Raw genomic sequence first — 16,885 nt, 5'->3', positions numbered from 1 at the left:
ACTCGAGCACGCAGGGAAAGATCAGCTTCGCTGCCTGTTGCAGGAAAGGAACTCCAATATGAGCCAACCCGCAAAAAACCCGAACGCCGTCGACTTGCCTCGCACCGACGGCAAATGCGCTACGGGTGGTTGCCCACATTTGAAAGAAAAAGTGCAACTGATCCCTCTGCGCTATGGCCTTGTAGAGCGCCTCGATCCTTCCCCCGAATTATATTTGCCGTACAAAACCACCTCTCGCCCAATGGGCATTCGATTGCTACGGGACGGCTGGCTCTACGTCATCGACAACAGCACTGGCTACTTGCATGAATACGAAGTCAAAGCGGGTGCCGTAACAAAATGCATCTGGCAAGGCAAAGAAGCTTCCCAAGACAAACGTACGGGATCTGCTGGTGAAAATGCGCTGATCTTCACTCGCGGCAGCACACTCCACGTTGCCTACGCAGAGGTCCAGTGGACCGCAAACAAATGCTCGCAAATGCTCAAGTCGCCGAAAGAACGCGACCTGTTCATGCAGAAAGTGAATCCAGCCGGCGCCGATGCCGAGAAAGGTGGTAAACACCTGCTCACCGATAAGCAGGCGGAAAAGTGGATCGCTGAAGTCGCAGAAAAACCGGCGACGGCGACACCTCCAAAAGGTGCGCACGCCGATGAAAGCAAAGATTACATTTGGGAAGATCAGAAGGACCTGTTCAAGGCAACGCAGTTGGGTGCGATCAAAAAATCGCTACTGCCGGTTTATGAGAAAGATCACTTCTTTCTGGTATTCAAAGACAGCATCGGGGTGATGCGGGATCTCGCACAGGATCAAGACACCGTCGTTGGTTGGCTTGAAGAATGGGCGCTCAAAGAAAAAAACGATCTCAAATACTCTATTGGCAACTACATCGAAACACTGATGGTTGTCAGTGAGAAATCAGCCAAACAAGCTGGCACCAGCGATGCATTGTTTGAGAAAACGACGCCTGAGCAGCGTGAAAAGATTTATGACTATGTTAATGCGAAGAATGATCTCAGCGGGATCAAGACAAGTCAGCCCGAAAAAGCGTACTACCCTGGCCGCGGCTTTGATGCCAAGACTCGTGCAGCCCAGCAGACTGTAGCGCTTAAAAAACAAACGATGGAAGACTCGCTAGGCAAGGATCTCTACAAAGACCTAAAGGACGATATAGAGGTTCTCGAAGACAAGAGTCATGCGGCGGTTGAAGGTAAGGGATTGGGTGCTCGAGGCATTCATGACCTGGTTCGTCATGAAGAAATGACCCAGTACCTTGAGTCAGAACGCTCTCATATGAAACGTTGGACCGCACGCCTAAATAGAATCACCACTGACCGCGTAACTTTATTTACAAAAAGTGAATACCACATGAGCGCGTGGTATTACGACGCTGATGTGCCAGACCAATTAGAACAAGCATTAATTACAGAATTAAATTGCGTTCGCGATCTTTGTCGCACAGAGGAAAGTATAAAGGTCGTTGGTGAATTTTTTCACGGCGCCCCCTACTATAGTCTACCCAGCTTCGCTAGTCGCCTTGACGAAGATTTCCTGATTAAAAAAACAGGGGACGTGGTGAAATTGCTGGATGACACTAGAGGCTTTCCCAATGGCTTAGAAGAGGCCAATAAGAGAGTTACAGATTTCGACGCAGTTCTTGGGCAACATTGGGCTGAAAATTTGAGCCCGAGCAATCTTAATATCACCCACGCTATTAATGCTGCTTACTCCCCAGCGATCGCCTTGCGCCTTCAAACGTGGCTATCAAAAATTCAGAGCAGCCTAAACGGTCCGCAGTTAAAAGCCCATCTAGATAAAATCTCATCACATAGTAATCGCGCTCATCGCCTTGGTTTAATCTACGCTATAAAGCATGGCCGCGCGACGTTAAAAATCGCAACCGACCAGGATAAAAATATATTTCTGGAGAGACTGAACAAGCTTGGAAGTATACTTTCTAGTGAAGAAAAAATAGTCACAGATAGAGATAGCGCTCGCAAAATTGCTAATCGACGCGTTGCAAGTAGCGATGAATTAGGGAAATCTAGAAAAGCAAACGCCAAGGCAGAAGAGACAGAGTTAAACCGACAACTCTCAGCGACAAGAAAAGAACGTTTAGCTCTAACATCAACTATTCAAGAAAGCCTGATTGCAACAAATGCAATGTCGTCTGGCTTCGTTGGAGTACAACTAAAAATTGATCCCGCCCAGCAAGTTCTTCTGAACAACGAAATACAAAGACTGAGGATTGGCGCTATTAAAGGCTATGGAGAACCCGGTGCTAGCGCAGCGCTGTCAAGTTCCTCAATACCTTTGATCGCACTATTATTTCAAGCCTGGAACTTCAGAGAAGCCTATGAAACCTGGGATAAATTATCTGGAAACTCTTCCATCAAGGAAGACGTAATATTCTACGGTGCTTTTTCTGGCGTCATGTCCGCAGCATTGTCCGTTTACCAGAATGCTTATATAGCTTTAGTAGAAAAAGGTTTCAAAGCTACCGTCATGAGCACAGGTGGCAAGGGTGGAGCGCTATTTATGGCCAAGCTCGGAAAATTAGGGTTAGGCTTAGGCGCCCTGATTTCTCCAATCGGCCTATTAAGTTCAGTTGGAACTACATTAGACAACTGGAATAAATGGACGGATGCATTACTGACAGGCACCGGTGGAGAGAAAGCTGGAGCGCTAATGGCCCTTACTGGCGATGTTGGCAACACAGCTATTATGTCTATAACCACGACCAGATCAGTCCGCGACCTCAGTTCCATTGGACGAATCTTCGTAACTACGCCCAAGACAGATAGAATAGTGGCTGTGGGAAGAGCGTGGGGAACAAAGGGGGTTCGTTTTCTAAGCTTTTCTACGAGACTTACTCCTTGGTCTTTAGGTTTCACCGCATTACAGTTAGGCGGCGAATCTCTCTATAACTATTTCAACCTGGACGACCAACAACGTTGGATGTCAAACAGCTGTTGGGGACTAGAAAACAAAGATTGGGACATGTCAAAGCATGCACAAATGTTGGCCGAGGTTAATTTACGCCCTGTCATTGTGGATGCTGGAATAGTCAAAGAACAGAATAATGGTGGGGGCGTACGCACTATTGGAATATCTTTTCCGGGAGTCTCTATTGAAAAACTAGGCGAGACCCCAATCCGAATACAAGCTGGACTAATCTCTCAATCAGCATTTCAGGAAGTGGATGTTGGCTTAACGATTTCTGGAAAACTCAAAATAACAAGTCGTGCCCCACTGATCCTAAAACTAGAAATCCCGGACGAATGGTGCAGCGAGCAATCAAAGCTAACATTACGTATGAGTGTACAACCAGACATAGCCACAGCCCCCTTAAAGGCTGATGACGGATATTTAACCTATCCAATTTCTCTAAATTTTTCAGCCACTAATAAGCCGCTGAAGGGCGAACCATCAGTTAAATATAGTAAAAATCCGCTAAAATGGGTTGACATTAACATGGAGAACCTAAGTGCCTAGCAATAAGTATGAGCGATTACCCCACGCGGGGGACTTCGAAAAAGAAAATGGACTAGAAATAATATACTTGTCTCCGAAACCGATACCAACCGGGATGCCTGCGATCAGCTCTCGGCAACTACACCGCAATGCCAATAGTACCTTCCTGGACTTTTCTACAGGGCAAGGGAACTTCGAGTTCATGGCGCGAATCGGTATTGGTTCGATAATGTTAATTATTACCTCACTTTTTTTCTTCTCGGCTTTCGCTTCTTGGATCAGAAGATACTCAGAGCCGTTCCTGAGTGCCTGGGCGAGCTTTTTCTTCAACCCCGTGATATGGTTCATAATTCTATCGATTGCTGCACTCTATCTTTATTACTTTATAAAGTTAGCCAATGAACTCTCTTCAAACCCGCCTCTACGTTTTAATCGTGAGCGCCGCGAAGTTGTATACGTAGCTAAAAAGGGAGACAAGCCCAGATATACATCTTGGGAAAGCGTTATAGCCTGCGTATCTTCCGGCAAGCTGATAACACAATATTCTGTGACCCCAGAACACAAGCTAATGATCGGTCTGCGCGAGACGACCAGCGGCGAAGTCCTTTGGAGTGTAATACCATGTGGTAGCTTAAGTCTGGCGCTATCAGAATGGGAAGCTATTAGAGCTTACATGGAGAATGGTATAGACAGCCTCCCAACCAATTATAGCGACGAACTTGAAGAAGGTACTGTCGAGTTTTTCAAATTATGCCGTGAGAGCTATCGCGAAGAACATTCCCTAGTACGTTACATCTGGGGCTTTATCACAATTCAGTTATTTAGTGGTTGGACTTTACCATGCCACATATCCGAATGGATTAACAATCGTCCTAAAGCGCTATTCCCCAAAGAAGTATTAGAGTGGTCAACGCCTCTCCCACTAGCCGATCATGCAAAGCCCAGCAAAGAGCTAGTTGCGGAAACCGAAGAAATCCGCAAGCACTTCGCAAGAGGGAAGACTCTTTTAGATTACTTCAGCGTAAAATTCTCTGATATGGATACAAAATCCGAGACAAATGAATAATTACTACCTAGGACTCTGCGCCGCTGGTATATATGGCGCATTCCTAGTTCCCGTAAGATGCCATATACAACAGAGCAACCGCAAGGGATGCCACACTCTACCGGAACAACTCAATGCCTGCTAAAAAATACGGCCGCTTGCCACAGGCAGGAGATACCGAAAACAAGTCGGGAATTGACTTCCTTTATCTATCCCCCAAACCGCTCCCAACGGGTACGGCACCGTTTAGCTCAAGGCAACTACATCGTACGAGCAACGAAACCTATTTAGACTTTGCTGTCGGCCGAGGCAACTTTGAGTTTATGGCACGGGCAGGCATTGGTTCGATAGCCTTCATAACACTGTTCTTTCTATTCGTATCTGGCTTTGGCTCTTGGCTTAGAAGGGATATTCAACCTTTTCTCACTAGCTGGTTTGATTTTTTTACAAACGCCTTTACCCAAGGATTTATCTGGACTCTCTCTGCTGTTTACCTTTTCATTTTCATATACGCCGTTCGTCAAGTTAGCGTGCATCCTCCTATTCGTTTCAATCGCCACCGCCGCGAGATTGCATTCATAGCGAGGCGCGGTGAGCGCCCGCGTTATGTAAAATGGGAGGACATTATTGTATGCGTGTCATCAGGGCAACTAATAACTCAATATGCCGTGATGCCTGAGCACAAATTAATGATTGGATTACGAGACACACTAACCGGTGAAGTCCTATGGACCGATATATCAACTGGGAGTTTCAACCTAGCTGTTTCTGAATGGGAGGCGATACGTATATACATGGAGGAAGGTCCTCAAACGACTCTAACCCACCACTCAGAGGAGCTTGAAGAGGGAAGTGTAGAATTCTTCCATTTGTGTCGCCGTAGCTATCGTTCCGAACATTCTTTTATACGCTATATCTTTGGCTTTCTAGCAATTCAATTTTTTAGTGGTTGGACACTACCTTGCTATATTTCCAACTGGGCAAATGGGAGACCAAAGGCCGGCTTTCCTAAAGCAGTTTTAGAATGGTCAAGGCCACTTCCAGTGGAACAACGAGCGAAACCTAGCAAAGAACTAATCGATGAAACTGCGGCAATTCAAAAAGAATTTTCAAAGGGCCGAGACATATTCAGCTATTTAAAAAATAGTCAACGAAAAACATCAACTAACAACTAATAGCCTTAAGGATAATCAGGTTTAATTCTGGTGTAGACGGAGCCTACTCCGGCTTAGTTTGTAGCCTGCATCTACAATAAATCGGACAGATTTTATTTTCAAAACACAAAAACCTGCTCATCAAAACTGACTCACCTATTGATAATAGGCGTATTGATTTCTAATCGAAAAACCATACAACCAATAGCAAACATAGAAAATCACCACACACAATAAAGGCGGGAGATTATTTTGTAGCACAGGTGTGTGAAATTAGTCCCTACCCTTTTTTAAGAACAAGCAAGAGCCCTTACGTGTTTGAAAAAAAATATGAACGACTACCGCAAGCCGGTGACACTGAAAACAAATTCGGAACCGAATTTATTTATCTTTCGCCGATGCCTGTTCCTACAGGTATGCCAGCCTTCAGCGCCCGCAATTTACATCAAGAGGCAAACGAAACCTACTTGGATTTTTCCGTAGGACGCGGAAACTTTGAGTTCATGGCAAGAGTGGGTATTGGCGTCGTCATGTTTTTTATTATTTTCCTATTTCTTGCAACCGGATACTTGTCCTGGCTACGACGAAATTTTGAACCGTTCTTATCAAGTTGGTGGGAGTTTTTCTCCGGGCCGGTCGTGGGGGCGATTGTAATACCATTAGCCTTGCTTTATACCGTGATCTTTTATCTTTCCACACGCCAGATCACACAACATCCACCCTTACGTTTTAACCGTCAACGTCGCGAGATCGTTTTCATTCCAAAAAAAGGAAGTCGCCCTCATTATGTAGCTTGGGAAAGTACTATTGCTTGCGTATCTGCTGGCCAGCTAGTAACGCAATATGCAACGATACCTGAATTCAAATTAATGATCGGCTTGCGTGAAGCAGAAACCGGAAACATTCTTTGGTCATCGGTCGTTTGTGGGAGTTTAAGTTTAGCCATTTCCGAATGGGAGGCTATACGGGCCTATATGGAAGAAGGAACCTCAGCCTTGCCTGCGCCACAAACAGACGAACTTGAAGAAGGAAGTGTGGCGTTTTTCCATTTATGCCGACGAACTTACCGAGCAGAACACTCCGTAATCCGTTACGCCTGGGGCTTCCTGACAATACAGTTTTTTAGCGGCTGGACTTTGCCCTGCTATATTTCCGGCTGGGTAAATAGCCGCCCAAAGGCAAAATTCCCTAAAGAGGTACTGCAGTGGTCGAAGCCAATACCCTCTGATCAGCATGCAAATCCGAGCGAGGATCTTTTACATAAAAGCGCCGAGATTCGCTCGACCTTTTCAAAGGGGAAAACTTTTCTCGACCATTTCAAACTCAAGCGCTCTGATCAAGCACAGTAAATAGACAATCGGGGGGATAAACCACGCTTTCTTCTAGAAGTGGTCTCCCCCCGAATAGCCTGCCCCCTTACTCGGTAAACAACTAACCCGCATAAAAAATCCGCGAAATTCTGAAGAGCAACAGTACGTCATCAAAGCTGAAACCCCGCATTCACAATGCATCTACTCAACCAGTTCGCCCGCCACCTCATACTTCACCACGACCCGATTCCGATAAAGCCTTTCCCTTTCCACCAATGCCCCCACCTGCCCTTTTTCCCTGACCTCTCGCCAAATCTCGTTCTCCCGATACACCCGCGCACCCTCTCGCACAAACCGATGCGCCTCTTGAAACACGTGATAGCGATATTCCCTCACCCGATCACACAACAACTCCCCTTCGAGTTGTGTCTCGCCGACGTTCAATTTCAGCTGGAAGTGCCGATCCGTCGGGTTGTGCAGCACCAGATCAACGTAGTTGTAGAAAATCGCCGCCCCGGACCCGAACGGCAGCACCCTCCCCTCATCCGGAAACGGGTCGAAGCTGTGGTTGGAGCGTTCGACCACCACCAGCGGTGAATGAATGGCCATCCAGTGAATCAGGTTGCTCAGTTGACAAATGCCACCGCCTACCCCGCGTCGAGCTTCGCCGAAGGACAGTTCCATGCCTTCAACGTAGCCACGCTTCAACGTCGGGCGGCCGACGAGGCGGCAGAAGGAAAAGTGTTCGCCGGGGGCGATGATGACGCTGTCGATGGCGGCGACGGCGAGTTTCAGGTTGATGACTTTGTTGTGTTGCAGGGCGAGGTCGGAGTCGCCGAGTTTGCGGATGAGTTTCGAGGTGTGTTTGAGGTAGCGATAAGGCAGGCGCTCGGCTGTGGCGACGGGGCGTGCGTAGCGTTTGCTGGAACAGCGCCAGGCAATCTGGCGGAACAGTCTTTTTTGCCACACGCGCAGCCAGTACAAGGCCGGGTGGTAGAGGGAGAGTGGTTTCATCCGTGACACAACGGCGTGCGCCGTTTCTTCCTTGAACCGTGAGAGGGGCGCGCATTTTATCCGGTAATGACCGGCAGCACCCCATGCATTTCATAAGATCAGTCGTCTCTCTTCGGCATACATCTACCGTCACATCCGTAAATTAAGGTTCGACTAAGGTTGCTTCGCTACGATCGCAGCCACGAAACCCTGTCGCCCTTGAATCGCAGATGAGTCCTTCCGACATGAAAGCGTTTGATTTACCAACCCAGCCATCGTCGAACTTCAGCCTCGTCTTGGTAAATTACAAAACCCCGGACATCACCCGAATGTGCCTCGAGCTTTTGCGTGAGCACGTCCAGGAGCAACGCATTCCGGTGTGGGTGGTGGATAACGATTCGGCGGATGCCAGTCTGGATTACTTGCGCACGCTCGACTGGATCAACTTGATCGAACGGCCTTCGCCGGGCAAGGAAGTCGGCCATATTGCGCATGGCAAGGCCCTGGATCTGGCGCTGGAAAAAGTCGACACCGATTATCTGTTTCTGTTGCACACCGACACCTTTGTCTACGACAAAGAAGTGTTTGCCATGATGATGCGCGAGTGCACGAAAACCCCGGACATGGCTGCAGTCGGTTGTGTCGAACAACTCAATCGCGGGATTGTGCGTGACACCTGGCGTTTAACTTCGCGTTTCTGCAAGCACTATGTTCGTAAAGCAAAAGTGCGTCTTGGCCTGCGCTCGAAAATGCCAAGACCCTACAAAGAAACTCATCTGAAGAGTTTCTGCACATTGTGGAACGCACGTTTGATGAAGTCCCAGGGCTTGCACTTCTGCATGGATGAGCAGGTGCCCGGTTATGCGCTGCAAGATCGCATGAGCAGCTTGGGCTATGGCATCAAGTTTCTGTCGCCGCGCAAGATTTTCAGCTATCTGGATCACATCCAGTCAGGAACTGTCGCGGCAGCGGGTACTTACGGGGCAAATCACCGTAGGACAAAAATGTATCAGGCCACACTGAAGCGCTTTCAAGGGCAGCAAGGCAATGCCTGAGGTGCAGGTTTCAACTTGATTCATGGCAAACAAAAAGGGCGACTTCAAAGTCGCCCTTTTTGTTTGTGAGAATTGTATACAACTTCTCCGAAGAGGTGTTCGCCCAGTGTAATGGCCTGGCAATCCATGCACCGGTAAAGAGCCCTGACACTGGGCGAACGGGAGGGATTTTAATGGAAGTTGGCAGATATGTCCTCATGCTTAAACATGAAATTTATGTACCAGAAAGTTAAAAACTGTGTACCACCGATATTTACCGGGAAACTTCCTACAGATCTTTTATATGATTGTTCTCATACTTAAAGCTGTACAAGAACAATCATTCTGTAGAGCTAATACTCAACTTTCGTGTTGACTAGTCACTTTCAAGATATCGGTGTAAGTGACAATAACGCTTTGCCCTTCTTTCAGATCTTTCAGTTTGGCTTGAATTTCAGGCTTTTTCACGTCGAGAACTTTCGATACGCCCGCCGGGTTTTGCAGGGTCACCTGATTTGTCTTCAAATCAATTTTGGTGATTTTCAGTTGTACCTGAACCTGACTGTACGCCTCGCCACCGGGGTTATCGCTGCCCGGAGCCTTACGCAACTCACCGGTACGTTCGGTGGTGCCAGGCAGACCTTTATCCACATTGGTGTCGAGGTAAGCGGCGACGGAACGCTGTACCTGGATGTTGACCTGATCGCCGGCCTTGAGATTGGCGAGGTTTTTCGCCTTGTCGCTGAGCTGAACGTGTACCGGCTTACCTTCGGCACCTTCGAGCACAACCTGATGGTTGGCGGCATCGACGGAGAGCACTTTGGTGGTGACCTGACCGGCTTCAAAAGTGGCAGACAGCGGAATATCGGCAGCAAAGGCGCCGAAGCTGGTGGCGGACAGTACGGTTGCGAGGGTGATGGCCTTGGCCAGTGCGTTGAGCTTCATAAGCAATACTTTCCCTGTGATGAATGGCAGCGCCCGGCGCCGAAGTGGCTTCGGCGGCGGACGTGCCACTGAGCATAGACGCTGTTCAGGGCTTGGCTGGTGTTTGTTGTTTTGCGGTGTCCTGCGCGGTTGATTCGCCACTGGGCGTGCCCTTCCCGCTATTTTCACGTTGTTTGGGATCGGTGGGGCGCAGGGCGTCGTTGTCGCGTTCGGTTTCGCCCGGTGGCCGGGGTTCGTCGGGGTGTTGGTCTTGGGTGATGGGTTTCATTGGGTTGTCCTCAAGCTTCGGGGTCGTCGAGTTCACGGGTGACGTTGATCGCGGGTGAATCCTCGTGCAGGTCATCGGCCTTGGCGCGCAGGATCTGCCATTGCTCAAGGTCGATGGCGCCTTGGCCGAGCAGGTCGTCGGCGATGCGTTGCAGGTCGAAATAGTGCGCGTCGGGGGATTGCTGCCAGTAGGTCTGGTCGTCGAACAGACGCTGCCAGGTGGTCATGTCTGGGGGGTGCAGGTCGTCGCTCATGGGGAAGTCCTCGACGGGGTTTCGCAAAGGTGTGAGAGATATTTGGTAGAGGGGTTGAGAAGCAGCGGAGTTCCGGCCAATTTCTCTGTGGTGTCTGGGCGGGCGCTTTCGCGAGCAGGCTCGCTCCCACATTTTGATCTCGGTCAGATCCGGATTCTGCGCCCGTTACAACTCGCAGTTTTTACGAGGCGCTGTCAGTACCCGGTCATTTCCAGATAGCCCTGGCCGGGATGGCTGCCGCGGATGTGCACCGGGCCTTCCCAGTAAGGGATGCGCAGGTTCATCCAGGCATTGGGGTTGAGCGCGTCGAGGGTGATGTCGAGGTGTTTGTCGGGGATGCTGATCGACCATTTCACCGGCATCGCCCGGCCGGCGACCTTGGCCGTGGTTTGCGGGGTGAGCTGGATCTGCGAACTGCGCAGGGTTTGCGTCTGGCCATCGGCGGCTATCCACGTGCCGGTGAGATAAGGCGCGCCGTCCTTCTGGCGCATGCGGTACAGCATCACGTGTTCACCGCTGTCCAGGTGCAGAGAGAACCAGTCCCAACCGGTTTGATTGGCGGTCAGCGGCTGGCTGCTCCATTCGCGATCGAGCCACGCGGGGCCACTGACGGCGTAGCTCTGGCCGTCAATCTGCAACGTGCCGCTAGCCTGAAAAAACGGCTGACTGTAGTAATACGACGCCTGACCTTCTTCGGATTTCTGGCTGAAACCCTTGTCGCCCTGCAACACCAACGGGCGACTTGAGGTGAGGTGCAGTTGATAGGCGAAATCCTTGTCGCGAGCGCTGAGTTGCAGGTCGCTCAGGGGATCCTGCGCCTGACTGGCGAACCGCCAATCATCGATCCACGCCTCGAACGGCGCCAGTTGCACACCCGCCTGCCCCACCCCGCCTCGGGCGTAACGTTCGGCGGCGTGATGTACCGTGCTCGAAGTCACCGCCGCATGCCCCAGCCAGATCGTCTGATCAGCCCACCCGGCCTGCTCCGCCACTGGTTTCAATGCACTGCGAAACAGCGTCCACTGCACGCCGAATTCGTTACCCTGCTGATCCTTGAGATTGGCGGTGACATACCACCACTCGATGCGAAAACCCGCATGGGCAGCGTGATCTGCCGGAAAACTGAACACCCGCCCCGGCACCACCGGCGTAAACGCCATCGCCTGATTGCCCATCCCGGCGAAGCCCTTCTGCTCCGGTGCCGATTGATCGCAACCGCCGAGCAGCAACAAAATCATCAGCACAACGAAGTTAATCCTCATGGGCAAACGTCCTCAACAGGTCCGCCGGTTGCGTGCGGTACAGCGAGTACAGTGGCCACGCCGAGGCCAGTAACGTCGCCAGCAACGCCAGCCCCATCAATTGCAGCAATTGCAGCGGAAACACCCGCAACGGCAACCGCCAGCCAAACGCCTGAACGTTAATCACCGCATCCAGGCACCATGCCAGCGCGATCCCCAACGGCAACGCTAACACCAGCGTCAGCACCGCCAACAGCCAGGTCTGACCAAGATTGAGCAGCATCAATTGCCGCCGCGTTACGCCCAACGCCCACAGCGGTGCGAGTTGACCTAGGCGACTCTGGCTTTGCGTCAGCAGACTGATGAACAGCGCCACACCCGCCACCGCCAGGGTCAAACTGTTCAACGCCGCCGTCGCCGCAAAGGTCCGTTCGAAGACCTGCACCGACCAGCCCTTGAGCCGCGCCTGATCAACGATGCGACTGTCATCGAGTTGAAAACGCGTCTGCAATGCTGCTAAAAGTCCCGGGATATTCTGCAGGTCAATACGCAGATTGAAGCGGTTCGGCGTCAGTTGCGGCCAGCCGCGCAGCAGGTGGTGGATGCTGACCAGCAAATGCCCCTTGGGATTGCCGTAGTCGGCGTAGATGCCAACGATGCGCGGCGACCAAGTGCCGTTGGGTGTCGGAATCGCCACGTGTTCACCCACGTGTAGTTTCAGGCGCCGGGCGATTTGCTCACTGAGCATCACCGCATCATCCGTGGCCAGATGCGCCCACGGGTCGCTGCCACTGACATCGAGCAACGGCCAGTGCTGGCGGTAATACGCGTGATCGATGATGCCGAACACTTCCGCCGGCCAGCCCTGCAACGTCACCGCGACCTGCCAGTTGGGCAGAATCGCCGCAATGTTCGGCTGCTGTTTTAGCCAGCTGTACATTTCCCGCGACTGTGCCGGATTGCTCGGGTTGATATACAGCTCGGCGCTCAGGCGTTGTTCGAGCCAGTCATCGAAGGTCTGGCGAAAACCGGCGGTCATGCTGCCGGCACCGATGTTGGCGGCGAGTGCCAAAAGCAGCGCCATCAACGCCAGACTGAGTGCCGGCAGTTGCTGACGGCAATCGGCAAGAAACCACTGCCCCAGCACCGAGCGACTGCGCCCGAGCAACTGATTCAACAGCGCGCTGAGCAACACTGGCAAAGCCAACGCTGCGCCGATCAGCAACCCGGCCATCAGGACAAAACCGCTGGCCAGACTGTCGCCCCAGATCAATGCCACCAAGGCCAGCAAACCGAGCACTGCCGCCAGCCAGCCTTGTCGACGCAGCCAACGTGCATATTGCTGATGCCAGGCTTGCGGATCCGCTACGGCCAACAACGGCAAACGGGCGGCGCGCAGCAGACTGTTGGACCCGGCGAGCAAGGCGCCGAGCAGGCTCAAACCGATGCCGCTGAACCACCACCACGGACTGAGGCGCAACTGCCCCGCCACTTCCGCGCCGTACAAACCGCGCAGGCTGGCGGCGACATCCGGCAGCAAGACACTCGCCAGCCAATAGCCGCTGATCACACCGAACAATCCGCCGATCAGCGCCAGCACACCCAGTTCGACGATCAGGCACACGATCAACATCCGCGCGCTGACCCCGCAGGCGCGCAACGTACGCAGCAGACCGCGTCGTTGCTCAAGAGCCAGGCCAATCGCAGCGTGGACGATGAACAAGCCCACCACGAATGACAAAAACCCTAACGCATCGAGATTCAGGTGAAAACTCTCGGTCAACCGCGCCAGATTGTTTTCCTCGCCGCTGCTTTTGATTTGCAACAGACCTTTGAAGGAGGCCGGCAACTCGGCGTGAAAATCCTTGGGCAGCAACAGGCGCGACAATTGTCCGGGTTGTTCAAGCAGGGTTTGCGCGACGCCGATGTCCACCAGCAATAGGCCAGGCGCCATGTCCTTTTGCGCGAGCAGCGGTGGCAATCGCAGACCATTAGCCGTTTGCGGCGTGTCGCCTTCACGCAGATCCAGCGCCTGCAAGGTTTCCGGTGAAATCCACGTACTGCCCGGTGGCGTGAAAAACTCGACAACACGCTCAATCGGCAACGCCTGCCCGGCCACCGCCGAATCGGCCGGCAACGACACCGGTTCGATACCCATCAATTGCAGCCGCTGATTCTCAATGCCCTTGAGCAGCAACCGCCCCTGCAACAGCGGCGATACCGGCCAGCCCGCTCGGCGCAGATCAACGAACCATTGCTGCGCAAAAGTCGCCCCGTTCGGCGTACTGAGACTGGCCTGCGGTTCGCCACCGATCAATTGGCTGGCCCGCGCGTAACTGTCGCGCGCCTGACTGTTCAGCGCCTCCACGCCGGTGAGCAGACTGGTCGCCAGCCACAAGCCGGTCAGCACGCTGAAAAACTGCACTGGATGACGCCGCCAATGGCTGAGCAGCGCACGCAGGGTTTGTCGGAAAACGATCACGTCAGCCGCCCGCTGGACAACACCACTCGCTGCGCCAATCGGGCCGCGACTCGCGGGCTGTGGGTGACCATCAACAAAGTGGTTGGCGTGTCATCGAGCAATTCCAGCAACAACCGCAATACTTCGTCGCTGGTGGCTTCGTCGAGGCTGCCGGTGGGCTCATCGGCCAACAGCAATTTCGGCTGCGAGGCCAGCGCCCGGCCCAACGCGACCCGCTGCTGCTGACCACCGGAAAGTTGCTCGGGATAACGCTTAAGCAAATCGCCCAAGCCCAGACGCTGCACCAGATGCGCCTGCCAACGCGGCTCGTGGCGCCCGGCCAGGCGTGCCTGAAACGCCAGGTTGTCCTCGACGCGCAAACTGCCGATCAAGTTGAACTGCTGGAACACCAAGCCGATTTCGCTACGCCGCCAGTTCGCCAGTTGCGCTTCGTTCATCGCCTCAAGACGATGCTCGCCGCTGCGAATGCTGCCGCTGTCGACTTTGTCGAGGCCGGCCACCAGGTGCAGCAAGGTGCTTTTGCCACTGCCGGATTCGCCCATCAGTGCCAGGCTGCTGCCGGATTCCAGCGTCAGGTCGACGCCTTGCAGCACCGGCAATGGGCCTTGCGGGGTGAGATAGCTTTTGAAGACGTTTTCAACACGAAGCATGCCGCCACCTGATCGGTCAGTGTGGGGCAAGGATAGCGGATGGCGATGACAGACTTGAATCTTGCAGTGAACTCAATGGCCTCATCGCTGGCAAGCCAGCGCCCACAGGGAATGACGTTGCTCACAAGTATTGAATTCACCCTAAAACACTGTGGGAGCTGGCTTGCCAGCGATGGGGCCAGTCCTGCCAGCACAAAGTCTACTGACCAGCCGCCACACTCGTCGGCGCCTGCGACGGCGTGACAATGCTGCCCAGATCAATGTGCTTCCACTCAGGCTTGGCCCCCAACCGCGCATTGAAGCGGTAGTTGAAGGTGAACTCATCCGCCGTCGCGACACTCAGTGGCTTGCCATAAACAGCCTCGATCCCCGCCAGGTCATAGCCCATCAACTGCAACAGCGTCGGAAAGATGTTGTAGTGGCTGGAGCGATCCTTGTTCGCCGCCAATTGCGCCGACCAGTCCAGCGTCTTCAACTGGCTGCCCTGGATCACCACTAGCGGAACCAGCCCTTCCTCCTCGACCGGGTCGCCGCCGCAATGGGTATTCAATCCAGGATTGCCGCGCTCATGCAGATCCTGGCCATGATCAGAGGTATAGATCAGCAGCGCATTGTCCAGACTGGCCTGAGCGAACACCCGCGCAAAGAACTCGCCGACGTTCCACAACACGGTGTTCTTGTAGGCATTGCGGTACAGCACCCAGTCATCCGGCTGACCATTGAAACCGTTGCGTTCGCCGGTATCGGCCACCTCGGTGAACTGCCCGCGCGGCAAGGTCGGACGGTAGGCCATGAACGCATCCGGGTATTTGTCGTGCACCGGGAAGTGCGCGCCGACTTTGTTGATCACCACCAGTTGCGGTTTGTCGTCGTTGAGCAGTTCGATGAGCTTCGCCGCAGCGGCCATATCGCGATCGCGCACGCTGGTCTGGTCGAATTGCACGAATTCGTCGATGTCCTTTTTCTCGGTGTCGGTCATCAGGTTCTGCAGGTTGCCGGCGGTGCGCTGGGCGTCGATGTATACCGTGCGCAGACCGGCTTTTTTTGCGTACTGCCAGATCGACGGCAACGTAGTGTTGATGCGCATGTAATCAGCGCGGGTGCCACCGTAGCGCAGGGTCACATTGGTGTCGGCGCTGCAATTGGCGATGGACGCGGCGAAGCCGTAATTGAAGATGCCGACGCCGGCGTGCGCCTGCTTGAGGTTACTGTGCACGCCGAACGGCGCGTTGATGTCCAGGTAATTGCCGGAGATGCTTTCGTCGATGATCAGCACGATATCGTGGCCGACCGCTTGCGAGTTGCGCGCCAGCGTCACCGGTTCACGCGGGCCGACGGTGTTGTGCAGCGCTTCGTAGGCAAACAGGTTGAGGTAGGCCAGCGGCGTGTACATGATCGGCAAACCCCGGGCGCCCTCACCCGCACGCAAAAACAGCACAGCACTGAGCAGCAGCACACCACACAGCGGCGCCGCCACACGCAAGGCGTTGGGAATCGCCAGGCTATGGCGGGGTTTCAGACCGATGGCGAACAGCAACAGCAAACCGCTAAGCACGCCACGCAGGATCGCGTCACGGTACTGGTACGCCGCTTCCTGGATGAAACCGCCGGAGTAAACCAATGAAACGAAACCGCTGTAGGTCAGGTAATCCGCCGTGACCCGGGTATAGACATCGAAAAACACTGCCGAGACAAACATTGCCAATGCGAAAACGTGGCGAATGAGAGCCTGTTTTATATACGCCGTTAGATATAACGCTAAAGTCAGCGCCAAAAACATCGCGCCAAAAAGAAGTACAGAAAAACTGAGGCCGATAGCATTTAACCGATCAATGTAATATTCGGAATAAATCAGTAAATAAACAATTAAGAACATTTCTTTGGCATATCTGAACATGGCGATACCGATCGGGCAAAACGGCAGGGAGTCAAAGGTTTGTCAGTCAGAACCTGACACTAGCACCCGGCCATCAAAGCGCAAGAATTGACTGTTTTCAGTAGAAAGCGTCAAAAAAACGGTGACTCAAATCTGACACAG

The 16,885-nt window shown here is 52.9% G+C and carries 13 protein-coding genes; 5 read left to right on the top strand and 8 right to left on the bottom strand.

Annotated elements, in window-relative coordinates:
* Positions 1–58 precede the first annotated feature (58 nt).
* From ACOYXH_RS07880 to ACOYXH_RS07865, 4 genes are all read left to right on the top strand, one after another.
* Complete coding sequence (locus ACOYXH_RS07880) at positions 59–3,493, top strand: toxin VasX (protein WP_460410481.1); 3,435 nt, start codon at positions 59–61, stop codon at positions 3,491–3,493.
* Entirely contained in the window at positions 3,486–4,538 is a 1,053-nt protein-coding gene (locus ACOYXH_RS07875) for a DUF6708 domain-containing protein (RefSeq protein WP_241002208.1), read from the top strand. The genes ACOYXH_RS07880 and ACOYXH_RS07875 overlap by 8 nt, the downstream gene beginning before the upstream one ends.
* A gap of 113 nt (positions 4,539–4,651) precedes the next feature.
* Positions 4,652–5,692 carry a DUF6708 domain-containing protein gene (locus ACOYXH_RS07870; protein ID WP_460064017.1) on the top strand — a complete coding sequence of 347 codons (1,041 nt, stop codon included), beginning with the start codon at positions 4,652–4,654 and terminating at the stop codon, positions 5,690–5,692.
* 293 nt (positions 5,693–5,985) lie between these two features.
* Positions 5,986–7,020: a DUF6708 domain-containing protein gene (locus ACOYXH_RS07865; RefSeq protein ID WP_460064014.1), complete on the top strand. Its 1,035-nt coding sequence runs from the start codon at positions 5,986–5,988 to the stop codon at positions 7,018–7,020.
* A gap of 162 nt (positions 7,021–7,182) precedes the next feature.
* Here ACOYXH_RS07865 and ACOYXH_RS07860 read toward each other — a convergent pair whose 3' ends face one another.
* Positions 7,183–7,995: a VanW family protein gene (locus tag ACOYXH_RS07860; protein WP_460064012.1), complete on the bottom strand. Its 813-nt coding sequence runs from the start codon at positions 7,993–7,995 to the stop codon at positions 7,183–7,185.
* A gap of 224 nt (positions 7,996–8,219) precedes the next feature.
* On the opposite strand from ACOYXH_RS07860, the gene ACOYXH_RS07855 reads away from it, so the two are divergent.
* Positions 8,220–9,029: a glycosyltransferase family 2 protein gene (locus tag ACOYXH_RS07855; protein WP_460064010.1), complete on the top strand. Its 810-nt coding sequence runs from the start codon at positions 8,220–8,222 to the stop codon at positions 9,027–9,029.
* A gap of 339 nt (positions 9,030–9,368) precedes the next feature.
* Here the strand turns inward: ACOYXH_RS07855 and ACOYXH_RS07850 are convergent, their stop codons facing one another.
* The 7 genes from ACOYXH_RS07850 to ACOYXH_RS07820 all read right to left on the bottom strand — a co-directional run bounded on the left by ACOYXH_RS07850 (position 9,369) and on the right by ACOYXH_RS07820 (position 16,744).
* Entirely contained in the window at positions 9,369–9,953 is a 585-nt protein-coding gene (locus ACOYXH_RS07850; protein ID WP_460064008.1) for a hypothetical protein, read from the bottom strand.
* Between the two features lie 85 nt (positions 9,954–10,038).
* Complete coding sequence (locus tag ACOYXH_RS07845; RefSeq protein ID WP_460064005.1) at positions 10,039–10,221, bottom strand: hypothetical protein; 183 nt, start codon at positions 10,219–10,221, stop codon at positions 10,039–10,041.
* A 10-nt stretch (positions 10,222–10,231) separates the two neighbouring features.
* Positions 10,232–10,474 (bottom strand): hypothetical protein, encoded by a 243-nt coding sequence (locus ACOYXH_RS07840; RefSeq protein WP_460064003.1) that lies wholly within the window; start codon positions 10,472–10,474, stop codon positions 10,232–10,234.
* A 194-nt stretch (positions 10,475–10,668) separates the two neighbouring features.
* Positions 10,669–11,736 carry a lipocalin-like domain-containing protein gene (locus ACOYXH_RS07835; RefSeq protein WP_460064000.1) on the bottom strand — a complete coding sequence of 356 codons (1,068 nt, stop codon included), beginning with the start codon at positions 11,734–11,736 and terminating at the stop codon, positions 10,669–10,671.
* On the bottom strand, positions 11,726–14,197 hold the full coding sequence (locus ACOYXH_RS07830; RefSeq protein ID WP_460063998.1) for an FtsX-like permease family protein: 2,472 nt from the start codon (positions 14,195–14,197) through the stop codon (positions 11,726–11,728). Before ACOYXH_RS07830 ends, ACOYXH_RS07835 begins: the two co-directional genes overlap by 11 nt.
* The gene (locus ACOYXH_RS07825) at positions 14,194–14,847 is read right to left on the bottom strand and encodes an ABC transporter ATP-binding protein (protein WP_095047538.1); all 654 of its coding nucleotides are present in this window, start codon (positions 14,845–14,847) and stop codon (positions 14,194–14,196) included. The genes ACOYXH_RS07830 and ACOYXH_RS07825 overlap by 4 nt, the downstream gene beginning before the upstream one ends.
* Positions 14,848–15,046: 199 nt before the next feature.
* Entirely contained in the window at positions 15,047–16,744 is a 1,698-nt protein-coding gene (locus ACOYXH_RS07820; RefSeq protein ID WP_460063995.1) for a sulfatase-like hydrolase/transferase, read from the bottom strand.
* Between the last annotated feature and the right edge of the window lie 141 nt (positions 16,745–16,885).

The sequence above is a fragment of the Pseudomonas sp. Mb7 genome, from assembly GCF_054790525.1.
This window is presented reverse-complemented; position numbering and strand designations above follow the sequence as displayed.